At 69.0% G+C, this 12,242-nt stretch carries 9 protein-coding genes; 6 read left to right on the top strand and 3 right to left on the bottom strand.

Annotated elements, in window-relative coordinates; translation table 11 throughout:
* The first annotated feature begins 35 nt into the window (after nucleotides 1-35).
* From tesB to V3391_RS02445, 3 genes are all read left to right on the top strand, one after another.
* Nucleotides 36-923, top strand: coding sequence for an acyl-CoA thioesterase II (gene tesB / locus V3391_RS02455; RefSeq protein WP_332076829.1), 888 nt, complete (start codon nucleotides 36-38; stop codon nucleotides 921-923).
* A gap of 1 nt (nucleotide 924) precedes the next feature.
* Nucleotides 925-1,743, top strand: a complete 819-nt coding sequence (locus V3391_RS02450) for a hypothetical protein (RefSeq protein ID WP_332076828.1) — start codon at nucleotides 925-927, stop codon at nucleotides 1,741-1,743.
* 97 nt (nucleotides 1,744-1,840) lie between these two features.
* The gene (locus V3391_RS02445; protein ID WP_332076827.1) at nucleotides 1,841-3,013 is read left to right on the top strand and encodes an RNA polymerase sigma factor; all 1,173 of its coding nucleotides are present in this window, start codon (nucleotides 1,841-1,843) and stop codon (nucleotides 3,011-3,013) included.
* A 170-nt stretch (nucleotides 3,014-3,183) separates the two neighbouring features.
* Here V3391_RS02445 and V3391_RS02440 read toward each other — a convergent pair whose 3' ends face one another.
* Nucleotides 3,184-3,849: an EF-hand domain-containing protein gene (locus V3391_RS02440; RefSeq protein ID WP_332076826.1), complete on the bottom strand. Its 666-nt coding sequence runs from the start codon at nucleotides 3,847-3,849 to the stop codon at nucleotides 3,184-3,186.
* Here V3391_RS02440 and V3391_RS02435 point away from each other — a divergent pair.
* Nucleotides 3,848-4,750, top strand: a complete 903-nt coding sequence (locus V3391_RS02435) for an arginyltransferase (protein ID WP_425497209.1) — start codon at nucleotides 3,848-3,850, stop codon at nucleotides 4,748-4,750. The genes V3391_RS02440 and V3391_RS02435 overlap by 2 nt on opposite strands.
* Complete coding sequence (locus V3391_RS02430) at nucleotides 4,747-5,973, top strand: endonuclease/exonuclease/phosphatase family protein (protein ID WP_332076824.1); 1,227 nt, start codon at nucleotides 4,747-4,749, stop codon at nucleotides 5,971-5,973. Before V3391_RS02435 ends, V3391_RS02430 begins: the two co-directional genes overlap by 4 nt.
* A 106-nt stretch (nucleotides 5,974-6,079) precedes the next feature.
* Here the strand turns inward: V3391_RS02430 and V3391_RS02425 are convergent, their stop codons facing one another.
* Together V3391_RS02425 and V3391_RS02420 are read right to left on the bottom strand one after the other, a co-directional pair.
* On the bottom strand, nucleotides 6,080-6,580 hold the full coding sequence (locus tag V3391_RS02425; RefSeq protein WP_332076823.1) for a CinA family protein: 501 nt from the start codon (nucleotides 6,578-6,580) through the stop codon (nucleotides 6,080-6,082).
* Nucleotides 6,581-6,720: 140 nt separating this feature from the next.
* The gene (locus V3391_RS02420; RefSeq protein WP_332076822.1) at nucleotides 6,721-9,276 is read right to left on the bottom strand and encodes a TonB-dependent receptor; all 2,556 of its coding nucleotides are present in this window, start codon (nucleotides 9,274-9,276) and stop codon (nucleotides 6,721-6,723) included.
* A gap of 266 nt (nucleotides 9,277-9,542) precedes the next feature.
* Here V3391_RS02420 and mutS point away from each other — a divergent pair, with 266 nt between their 5' ends.
* Nucleotides 9,543-12,143: a DNA mismatch repair protein MutS gene (gene mutS / locus V3391_RS02415; RefSeq protein WP_425497187.1), complete on the top strand. Its 2,601-nt coding sequence runs from the start codon at nucleotides 9,543-9,545 to the stop codon at nucleotides 12,141-12,143.
* Nucleotides 12,144-12,242 lie beyond the last annotated feature (99 nt).

Here is a 12,242-nt window from a genome sequence, read left to right as displayed (position 1 = left end):
GTCCGCGATGCCGCCCCACCGTGCACGGCCCCGCGATGACCCCGCCCGTTTCCGAACTGATCGACCTGCTCTCGCTCGAGCGACTCGAAGACAACCTGTTCCGTGGCCAGAGCCGCGACATCGGCACCAAGTACGTGTTCGGTGGCCAGGTGCTGGGCCAGGCGCTCTCGGCAGCGCAGGCGACGATGGACAACCCGCGCCCGGCGCATTCGCTGCACGCCTACTTCCTGCGCGCGGGCAACATCGAGGCGCCGATCGTCTACGACGTCGACCGCACCCGCGACGGCGGCAGCTTCTCGGTACGGCGCGTGACCGCGATCCAGCACGGCAAGGTGATCTTCTTCTGTGCGGCGTCGTTCCAGGAGGAAGAAGCCGGCGCCGAGCACCAGCTGTCGATGCCCGAGGTGCCCGCGCCCGAGGATCTCGAGCCGCAGGACCCGTTGCCTGCGCAGGTGCTGGCGAAGCTGCCGGTCAAGGTGCAGCGCTGGCTCGACCGCAGCGGCCCGTTCGAATTCCGCCACGTGTATCCGCGCGATGAACTGCGCCCGCCCAAGCGTCCGCCGTTCCAGCAGATGTGGTTCCGCCTGACCGGCCCGGTCGACGACACCCCGGCCCTGCACCGCGCACTGCTGGCCTACGCGTCCGATTTCCAGCTGCTGGGCACGGCGACGTTCCCGCACGGCATCAGCTACTACCAGCCGAACGTGCAGATGGCCTCGCTCGATCACGCGCTGTGGTTCCACCGTCCCTTCCGCGTCGACGACTGGCTGCTGTATTCGCTCGACAGCCCCAGCGCGCAGGGCGCGCGCGGACTGGCGCGCGGGCAGATCTTCGACCGCGCCGGGCGCCTCGTCGCCAGCACCGCGCAGGAAGGCATGATCCGCGTGCTGCCGGGTGACGACGCCGCGGCGAAGGCGGGCTGAGATGCGTCAGGTCTTCTCCAGTCCCCGCCTCGAGAACGTCGAGCGCGTCGCCGCCCTGCTGCGCGATGCCGGCATCGAGGTGCAGATCCTCAACGGCCGTTCCTACAAGGGCAACCGCCGCAGCAACTTCAGCTATCGCGAGGACGCCGGTGGCCCGAGGCCGGCGGTGTGGGTCACCCGCTCCGACGACCAGCCGCGCGCGCGCGAACTGCTGCGCGAGGCCGGACTGCTGCAGGGCCAGCCGTCGGCGCGCAGCTATCTGCAGCAGGCGGACGTGGTGTTCGCGCCGGCCGCCGAAGCGCGCAAGGGCATGTCGCGCGCCTCGAAGGTGCGCTACACGCTGATCGGCGGCGCGGTGCTGGTGATCGCGCTGTCGTGGTGGAGCCGGCCGTCGAGCGACGCGCCTGCGGAGACGACAGTCGCGGCCGCACCCGAGCCGGCACTCGACATGGTGCCGCCGACCGTCGAAGCCAGCGAGTACCGCGCACCGGTGCCGCGCGCGCTCGCGACGGCCGTGCTGGCCGACGCACTTTCGTCGCTGGCCGGCCCGGTCTGCGTGGCGATCGACGGTGATGCGCCGGCAGCGCCGCTGCTGGCGGAACTCGAAGCCGGCTATCCCGACGTGCGGCCGTCCTCGGCCTGCGGGGGCGGCGACGGCCAGGCCGCGTCGCTCGACGTCACCAACTACCGGACCGACGGCTCCGGCCAGGGCACGGTGGATCTGGTCCGCGGGGGCAGCGATGCCGCGCAAGGCCTGGTCAGGCGCACCCTCGAGGTCCGCCGCGACGGCCGCGACTGGCAGTTCGGCGCCGTCGACTGATCGCGGCGGCGCGCGTCCGCGGGCATCATCGACGGCGCCGGTCACATCCGGCGCGCGAGTCGCGTCCTTGGAAGCGACCTGACCTGCAAGGATCGCCATGAACGCCATCGCCGCCGACCTCGGCCTCGAAGACCGGATCCACCTGGAGCTGCCCGCCGCGCGCGGTGGCGACCAGGCCGCGTACGGCCGCATCGTGCAGATGAGCCAGAACGCGACCACCGCGATCGCGCTGGCGATCACCCGCGACGTGCAGGCCAGCCAGGACATCGCCCAGGAGGCCTATCTCAAGGCCTGGCAGCAACTGGGCAGACTGCAGAACACGACGAGCTTCCTGCCGTGGCTGCGACAGATCACCCGCAACCTCGCGCGCGACCATCTGCGCGCGCGCCGCGACCGCATCGTGGCCGGCGAGGCCGCCGACATCGCCATCGCCCAGGCCGCCGATCCCGACGCCTGCCCGATGCAGCAGATCATCGACGACGAGACCGGCCGCGTCGCCGCGGACCTGATCTCCGACCTGCCCGACGAAAGCCGCGAAGTGCTGTTGCTGTACTACCGCGAGGGCGGCAATTCGAAGCAGGTCGCCGCCCTGCTCGGCCTGTCCGACGCCGCGGTGCGCAAGCGCCTGTCGCGCGCGCGCCGCAGCCTGCGCGAGGATCTGATGGCGCGCTTCCAGGAGTTCGCGGCGGGCTCGGCGCCGGGCACGGCGTTCACGCTGCTGGTCACGGCCGGGCTGGCGGCATTCGCGAAACCCGCCGCGGCGGGCACGGTCGCAGGTGTCGCCGCCGGCGGCGCGGGCGTCGCCGGCAAGGCGGCGCTGGGCAGTGCGAGCGCACTCGGCGCTGCCGGTGTGTCGCTGGTGTTCGGTGGGCTGACGATGTGGCTGTGCCGGAAGATGGTCGCGCGATATGCCGATACCGAGGCCGAGCGCATCGCCATTCTCAAGCTCTACGACCGCTGGTTCCTGTGGGGTTCCCTGGCAGGGGGTCTGCTGGCGCTGTGCATCGGTTTCGTCGCGGGTTACAGCCAACTGTCGGTCGGCTGGATGTCGATCCTGCTCGTGACCGCCCTGTTTCCCTACAACTATCCGCTGCTGACCAGCATGCCGCGACTGATGAATCCGCTGATCGCCCGCGACATCGCGCGCGACCCCAGGGGCGGCGCCCGCCGCGCACTCGGCTACCGCCTGATGTTCGGGACGAGTGGCCTGATCCTGACCAACGTGGGTCTGGTGGGCGTGTTGCTGATCCTGTGGCTCAAGACCGCCTGAGCCGCGTTTGCAACGGTGGCGCGCAGACGATCTCGCGCGCGGATCCCGTCTTCCATTGGGTGCTGTCGTCGTGACTCATGCCACCGGCGACGTGTCGCTTCGAGGTGCCTGCCGTGCAGAAAAAAAGGCCGCGCACTGCGCGGCCTTTCGGTTGACGGATCACCCGCGGCTCAGCGCTGCGGACGTGCCGGGCGCAGTTCCTCACGGCTCAGGAAGCCGTCGCGGTTCTCGTCGAGCCAGGTGAAGCGCTCGACCAGACGCGGCATCTTCTCCGAGACCTCGACGCGGCTCAGCTTGCCGTCGTTGTTGAGGTCGGCTTCGCGGAACTTCGCATCGAAACGGCGCTCGCCCTCGGCTCGACGCTCGGCGGACTTCGCCGCGTGCCAGGTGCGCAATTCGCTGCGGGTGAGATAGCCGTCGCTGTTGGTATCGATCGCGTCGAAGTTGGCGACCAGGTCGAAACCCTTGTGCGAACGCGGGCCGCCCGCGCCACGCTGCGGACGTTCGCCACGCGCATCGGCGCTGCGCACGCCGCCGGCATGCGGCGCGTCGCCACGCGCGGCGCGTTCGGCGCGATGGGCGTCGCGACGCGCCTGCATCGCCTGCTGGCCGGCCTGGGCCTCGGCGCGGCTGATGCGGCCGTCGTTGTCGGTGTCGAAACGCGCGAGCGCATCGACACGGTCGCCGCCGTGACCGCGCGGACCGTGGGCGCGATGCCGTTCGCCGTCGGGTTTCGCCGCCTGCGTCCCTGTTGCTGGCGCCTGCGCGGCGGCCGCACCGATCGTGGTGATGGACAGCGCCGCGAGCAGCGCGGTGGTGATGAGCCTCGTCTTCATGGATGTGTTCCCGTTGCCGCGGCACCGTGCCGCTGTGCAGGGATCAACGCCCGGACCGCGCCCGGCGTTGACCGGACACCCGCGCGGTTCAGCCGCCGGTCGGCGAAGCGGTCGCGCCGGCTGCGACGCCGGTGCGTATCCTGCGCACATGCAGACGCCGTCGCGCCCCGCACCAGAACCGGATGCCGGCACGGGCGAATTGCGCCTGTTCCACACCGCGTCGCATGCCTGCGGCTACTGGCCGGATCGCGAAGCACGCGACCTGGTGCTCGACCCGCGCGATCCGCGCCTTGCGACGGTCTATCCGCAGGCCTTGCGCTGGGGCTTCCGCCGCTCCGGCGACATCGTCTACCGCCCGCACTGCGATGCGTGCCGCGCGTGCACGGCGGTGCGGATTCCGGTCGAGGTCTTCGTGCCCAATCGCAGCCAGCGCCGCACGCTCGCGCGCAACGCCGACATCGACGCGCGCGTGGTGCCGGCCGAGCGCAACGAGGAGCGCCTCGCGCTGTACCGGAAATACCTGGTGTCTCGCCATCCGGCCGGCGGCATGGACGACCACGGCGCGCTCGAGTTCGACCAGTTCCTGATCGGCAGCTGGAACGAAGGCCGGTTGCTGGAATTGCGCCTGCACGGGCAGCTGGTGGCCGTCGCAGTGACGGATCTGATCGAGGACGCGCTGTCGGCCGTCTACACTTTCTACGACCCCGACTGCGTGTCACGCGGACTCGGCACACTGGCGATCCTGCGCCAGATCGCCTGGGCGCAGCGCGACCGCCGGCGCTTTCTCTATCTCGGCTACTGGATCGATGGACACCGCAAGATGGCTTACAAACGCAATTTCCAGCCGCTCGAAGGCTTCGATGGACGCCAGTGGCGCCCGCTGACGGACGCCGCGCCATGAGTCGCACGTGGCTGATCGCCGCGCTCGCCTGCGCGGCCGTCGTACTGCTCGTCGCCTGCGCGCGCACCAACATGCAGGGCGATGCACCGCACGCCGCCGACACGGCCTCGCCGCGCACGCTGCGCATCGCGACCTACAACACGTCGCTCAACAGCGACAAAGCCGGCGGTCTGCTCGAACGTCTGCAGGGCGACGACGCAGGCGCACGCAAGGTCGCCGCGGTGCTGCAGCAGGTGCGGCCCGACATCGTGCTGCTCAACGAGTTCGACTACGTCGCCGACGGCAGCGCCGCCGATCTGTTCCAGCGACGCTGGCTCGAACGCGCGCAACCGGGCGGCGGCGAACCGCTCCGCTATCCCTACCGCTATCTCGCCCCGGTCAACACCGGCGTGCAGAGCGGACTGGACCTCGACAACAACGGCAGCATCGGCGGCGACGGCCGCGATCGCGGCAACGATGCCTGGGGCTACGGTCTGCATCCCGGCCAGTACGGCATGCTGCTGCTGTCGCGCTATCCGATCGATGCCGCCACGGCGCGCACGTTCCAGCTGCTGAAGTGGAATGCGATGCCCGACGCGCGGCGTCCGCGCCATCCCGATGGCCGCCCCTTCCATCCCGACAGCACTTGGTCGCAGCTGCGGCTGTCGTCGAAGTCGCACTGGGACGTGCAGGTGCGTGCGCCCGGCGGCGTGCTCCATGTGCTGGCCTCGCATCCGACACCGCCCGCATTCGATGGGCCGGAGAAGCGCAACGTCGCGCGCAATCACGACGAGATCCGGTTCTGGACCGAGTACCTGTCGCCGGGCACGCACGACTGGCTGTGCGACGACGCCGGCCGCTGCGGCGGGCTCGAGCCCGATGCGCGTTTCGTGATCCTCGGTGACCTCAACAACGATCCCGTCGACGGCGCCGGCGATCACACCGCGATCGTCGAACTGCTCGAACATCCGCGCGTGATCCGCATGGCCACGCCGCGCAGCGAGGGGGCGATCGAAGCCGCCGAGGCCGATGGCGGCGCGAATGCGCAGCATCGCGGCGCCGCTGCGCACGACACCGGCAGCTTCGGCCCGCGCGTGGGCAACCTGCGCCTCGATTACGCGCTGCCGTCGGTGGGGCATGCCCTCGTCGGCAACGGCGTGTTCTGGCCACGCAGCGACTCGGCGCATGCCGACATCGTCGACGGCACCGACCATCGCCTCGTGTGGGTGGATGTGACGCAGTAAACGCGCTTCAGGCGACGCGGCAGGACGCCGCGTCGCAGGCGGATGGATCACGCCTGCGCGTCAACTGCCGGTATGCGGCCGCCGATGTCTCCGGCGAACGGCCGCTTCAGCCGACCGTCGACCCCAGACCACGCAATGCGGCGGCGACCGTCTGCCGCCGCACCGCATCACGGTCGCCACCGAACTGGAACAGTTCCGCGCGCGCGTAGCCGCCGCGACGCTTCCAGCCGATCCACACCGTGCCGACCGGCTTGTCCTCGCTGCCGCCGCCCGGCCCGGCGATGCCGGTCACCGCAACCGCGACACTGGCGCCGGAATTCACCAGCGCGCCGGACACCATTTCGATCACCGTCTCGCGACTCACCGCGCCATGGGTTTCCAGCGTGTGCGGATTGACGCCCAGCAGCGCCTGCTTGGCCTCGTAGCTGTAGGCCGCCATGCCGCAGTCGAACCAGTCCGAGCAGCCGGCGACATCGGTCACGGCCTTGGCGATCCAGCCACCGGTGCAGCTCTCGGCCGTGACCAGGCGATGGTGGCGTGCGCGCAACAGCGCGCCGGTCGCTTCGGCGAGCGCGTGCAGCGCGGCATCGGAATGGGTGTCGTGCATGGGCGGTCCCGCGATCGGAGCCGCCGTTGTACCGCATCGTGCCGCGCGCGTCGCCCCGGCGCCTGGAACGCCGCGTTTCCACGCGCCCGAAACGCGAACGGCCGACCCTCTCGGGCCGGCCGTCGCGTCGATGAAACGGATCAGTAGCGCATGCGCAGCGTCACGCCATAGGTGCGCGGGGCACCGAGGAACGCATTGAACGAGCCCGTCTGGATCGGCGCATCGATGCCGACCTGCTTGTAGGTCTCGTCGGTCAGGTTCTGGCCCCAGAACTCCAGCATCCAGCGTTGGTCCTGCCGCCCGAAACCAAGGCGTGCATTGAGCACGGTGTAGGCGTCCTGCATCTTCTGCGGCTTGAGATCCGAGCCGGTGTTGTACTCGGACATGTACTTGGCGCCGATGTTGAAGCGGCCCTGCAGCGCCGAGCCGATGTCCCACTGGTAGGTGGCCGACGCGTTGCCCGACCACTTCGGCGCGAAGCTCATCTGGTTGCCCGGCAGCAGCGGCAGGTCCGGCACGATGTCGTCGCCGTACTCGGTTTCCGCGTACGTCACGCCACCCTGCAGCATCAGGCCCGGCATGCCGGTCTGCCACAGCACTTCGGCGTCGATGCCCATCGAGGTCACTTCCGGGATCGAACGCACGACGAAGGCGGTGCCGAGGAAACTGTTGAGCTGGAAGTCCTCGTAGGTCTGGTGGAACAGCGCCGCGTTGAACAGCAGGTTGCCGTCGGCCCAGTTGGTCTTCAGACCAAGCTCGTAGCTGTCGACGAACTCGCCGTCGAACGCGGTGTCGTCCACCGGCGTGATGCCCACCTGCACGCGGTCGAGATTGAAGCCGCCGGCCTTGTAGCCGCGCGACGCCGACACGTAGGTCATCACGTCATCCGACCAGTCGTAGGCGACCTTCAAGGTGCCCGACCATTCCTTCTCGGTGCGTTCCTGGAACGTGCTGCGGCCGTTGTGCGCGATGTTGGCCCACGGCAGGCACATGAAGCCCGCGATCTGCGGTGCAACGGCCGGCACCAGACCCGCCAGCAGCTGCGCACGCAATGCGGGCGGCAGGCTGGCGAAGCCGTTGATGCGCTGCGCCAGCGCGCCACCGACACGTGCCGCCGGATTGGCCAGCGTCGCCGCGCAGCCCTGTGCGCCGTTGGGATTCGTGTAGTCGGACTGCAGCGTCTTCTTCTCGCGGGTGTAGCGCAGGCCCAGGGTGACGTCGAGCGCATCGGTCACGTGGAAGGTGTTGTTGGTGAAGATCGCTGCGCTCTTGGCATTCTGTTCGTAGCGGTCGAGCGCGCCCTGCCCGGTGAAGTTGGTGCCGAACGGACGACCGCTGACCTGCGACAGGAACGTCGCCGAATTCGCGGTGTTGACCGTCAGCCCCAGCGGCGCGAGCTGCGCCGCGATCGCCGGCAGGACCTGCGAGGCGACCGCGGTGGACAGATACGGCTCGTAGGCGGCGCCAAAATAGTAGGAATCGTTGCGACCCAGATCCTCGTCGGAATAGAACAGGCCGACCATCCAGTCGATGCGGTCGCTGGAACCGGTCAGGCGGAGCTCCTGGCTGAAGTTCTCGAACTTCACCAGCGAGCCGTCCGGATTCGGCGGGCGATACAGGATGTCCGCGCCGCTGTAGTCGAAGTCGATGCTGGTGATCGCTTCCCAGTCGCGGAACGCGGTGATCGAGGTCAGCACCGCATCGTTGGCCCATGGCGTGGTCCAGTTGACCTCGGCCGAGATGCCCTTGTCCTTGAGGTCCTGCTCGGTGGTGCGGTTGGCGTAGGCCAGACGTCGGTCGAGATCGACGACCGGAATGATGCCCTCGCCGCCCGGCGTCAGCGCATCGATGATCGCCGCGGTCGGGCCGCGGAACGTGGTCATCGAGACGCAGCAGTTCTCTTCGCGACTGGTGTAGTCGGCGATGAAGTTGATGTTGAGGTTCGACGTGGGCTCGAGCAGCAGCTGGCCGCGCAGCGAGTGATAGTTCTGGTCGCCATCGTCGGTTTCCCGGCGGGGACCGCCCGAGGTGTCGACGTTGTCGACGCCGTCGCGCTTGCGCTTGGTGGCGAAGATGCGGAACGCGGCGTTGTCGCTGAGCGCATCGTTGTAGGACCCCGACACACCGAGCAGGCCGTAGTTGCCCACGGTGACTTCGCCTTCGACCGCCTGCGTGTAGCTCGGGCGCCGGGTGATCACGTTGATGACGCCGGCCGAGGTGTTCTTGCCGAACACCGTGCCCTGCGGGCCCTTGAGCACTTCGATGCGCTCCATCTCGCCGAGATCGCCGAAGCCCACGCTGTTGCGGGCGCGGTAGACGCCGTCGATGACGATGCCGACCGAGGATTCCAGACCCGGGTTGTCACCCACCGTGCCGATGCCGCGGATGCGCGCGGTGGTCTGCGCCGCGGACTGCGTGCTGGTGACGGTGAGGCCGGGAACCAGGACCTGCATGTCCTTGATGTCACGCACGCCGGTGTCCTGCAGCAACTGTTCGGGCAACACGTTGATGACGATCGGCACGTCCTGCAGCGCTTCTTCGCGCTTCTGCGCGGTGACGGTGATCGCCGACAGCGTGGTCGGTGCTTCGTTCTCGGTGCTGGTCGACTGCGCCAGCGCCGGAACTGCGACCGTGGCGGCCAGCGCGACGACGACAGCGTGACTGAGCAGGCTGCGCTGCAACTTACGTGAATCCATGTTGTCCCCCGAATGACGTGGTGTGGTTCTTCCTAAAACCGACGCCCGACGGCATTGCGCCATCGGGATTCCCCGCCGCTCCGGTCATCGTGGGGGACAGACCGGAACGTCCGGCAGTCGCCTGCCGTGAACGGAAACCTAACACAGCTTCCACACGCGTGCGCATGGACTTCGCGCGCCGGCTGAAGGCGCCTTTCGCGGCCACCGCGGACCGCGGAAAACGGCGGTTTCGGGCAGACTATGCGGCCGGCCAAACGAGCGATTGGATGTCTTCGCCCCAGCACACGCCATTGATGCAGCAGTTCTTCGCCGCCAAGGCCGATCACCCGGATGTGCTGCTGTTCTTCCGCATGGGCGATTTCTACGAGCTGTTCTACGACGACGCCCGCAAGGCGGCGCGACTGCTCGACATCACCCTGACCCAGCGCGGCAATTCCGCCGGCGCACCGATTCCGATGGCGGGCGTGCCGCATCACGCGGCCGAAGGCTATCTGGCGCGACTGGTCGCACTGGGCGAGTCGGTGGCGATCTGCGAGCAGATCGGCGATCCCGCGGCGAGCAAGGGTCTGGTCGAGCGCAAGGTCGTGCACATCGTCACGCCGGGCACGGTGACCGACGAAGCGCTGCTGCAGGAACGCCGCGACACCCTGCTGATGGCGGTCGCGCGCAACCGCGCCGGGCATTACGGCATCGCCTGGGCGGATCTCGCCGGCGGCCGGTTTCTGGTCTGCGAATGCGCGACCGAAGACATGCTCGAAGCGGAGATCGCCCGGCTCGATCCGGCCGAGCTGCTGGTGCCCGACGAAGACGGCTGGCCGGGCTTCCTGTCCGAACGCACCGGCGCGCGACGTCGTCCGCCGTGGCTGTTCGATGCGGAGTCCGGCCGTCGCCAGCTGCTGCAGTTCTTCGGCCTGCACGACCTCACCGGTTTCGGCATCGACGACAAACCGCTGGCCGTGGCCTCGGCCGGCGCGCTGCTCGGCTATGTCGAGGAAACCCAGAAGCAGCGTCTGCCGCATCTGACCTCGATTTCCGTCGAAAGCGGCGACGGCGCGATCGCGATGAACGCCGCGACGCGCCGCCATCTCGAACTCGACACGCGCGTCGACGGCGACACCCGCAACACCCTGCTCGGCGTGCTCGATTCCACCGTCACGCCGATGGGCGGACGTCTGCTACGGCGCTGGCTGCACCGCCCGCTGCGCGACCGCACCGTACTGGGCGAACGCCTGCATGCGGTGCAGACGCTGATCGATTCCGGCGGCGACGAGACACTGCGAGAGCGCTTCCGCGCCCTGGGTGACATGGAGCGCGTGCTCACGCGCATCGCGTTGCGTTCGGCGCGTCCGCGCGACCTGTCCACGCTGCGCGATGGCCTGGCGATGCTGCCGGATCTGCGCGGCATCCTCGGCATGCTCGACTCGCCGCGGCTGCGCGCCCTGCACGACAGCCTCGGCGAGCACGCGGGCGAAGCGCATCTGCTGGCCACCGCGCTGGTCGAGCAACCGCCGGTGCTCGCACGCGACGGCGGCGTGTTCGCCGATGGCCACGACGCCGAACTCGCCGAGTTGCGGCGGCTGAGCAACCACGCCGACCAGTTCCTCGTCGATCTGGAAACGCGCGAGCGCGAAGCCAGCGGCATCTCCACGCTGAAGGTCGGCTACAACCGCGTCCACGGCTATTACATCGAAGTCTCCAAGGCGCATGCAGCGAAGGCACCCGCGCACTACACGCGCCGGCAGACGCTGACCAATGCCGAGCGCTACATCACCGAAGAACTCAAGACCTTCGAGGACAAGGTGCTGTCGGCGCGCGAACGGTCGCTGGCCCGCGAGCGGCTGCTCTACGAACAGCTACTGGATGCCCTGAACGATCGCATCGAAGCGCTCAAGCACTGCGCCGGTGCGCTCAGCGAGCTCGACGTGCTCGCCTGCTTCGCGCAGCGCGGACAGGCGCTGGACTGGTCGCGTCCGCAGCTCGACGACGCGCCCGGCATCCGCATCGAACGCGGCCGGCATCCGGTGGTCGAAGCGGTGCGCCGCGAACCCTTCGAACCGAACGATCTGGTGCTCGGCGACGGCGCGGAATTCTCGGACCGCCGCATGCTGGTCATCACCGGCCCGAACATGGGCGGCAAGAGCACCTACATGCGCCAGAACGCGCTGATCGTGCTGCTCGCGCACATCGGCAGTTTCGTGCCGGCTTCCCGCGCGGTCATCGGACCGATCGACCGCATCCTGACCCGCATCGGCGCCGGTGACGATCTCGCCAAGGGACAGTCGACCTTCATGGTCGAAATGGCGGAGACCAGTTACATCCTGCATCACGCCACCGACCAGTCGCTGGTGCTGATGGACGAGATTGGCCGCGGCACCTCGACCTACGACGGCCTCGCCCTGGCCGATGCCTGCGCGCGCCATCTGGCGGCCACGAACCGCAGCTATACCCTGTTCGCGACGCACTACTTCGAACTCACCGCGCTCGCGCAGCCGGGCAGCGGTATCGCCAACGTGCATCTGGACGCGGTCGAGCATCGCGACAAGCAGGGCGGCGAGACGCTGGTGTTCATGCACGCGGTCAAGGCCGGTCCGGCCGATCGCAGCTTCGGCCTGCAGGTCGCCGCGCTGGCCGGTCTGCCGAGGGCGGTCGTGCGCGACGCGCGTGCGCGCCTGGCCGAGCTCGAACAGCGACGCCACGACAGTCCCACCTCCGCACCCATGTCGGCAGGTACGCTCGACAGTCCGCAACAGATCGGCCTGTTCGCGCCGGCCTCTGCCGCGCTCGAAGCGCTGGCCGGGCTCGACCCTGACGAGCTGACGCCGAAGCAGGCGCTGGAAGCGCTCTACCGGGTGCGGGCGTTGCTCTGAGGGATACGGTTCGCCGAGTCCCGCTACCGCGTCTCCAGGACCGTCGTCCCAGCGCAGGCTGGGACCCATTCTGATTTCGGCGCCCCAGACGACAACCAG

It is taken from the genome of Luteimonas flava (genome assembly GCF_036584485.1).
In the GTDB taxonomy this organism is placed as follows: Bacteria; Pseudomonadota; Gammaproteobacteria; order Xanthomonadales; family Xanthomonadaceae; genus Luteimonas; species Luteimonas flava.
Note: the sequence above shows the minus strand (reverse complement) of the source record. Positions and strands in the feature narration are given on the sequence as shown.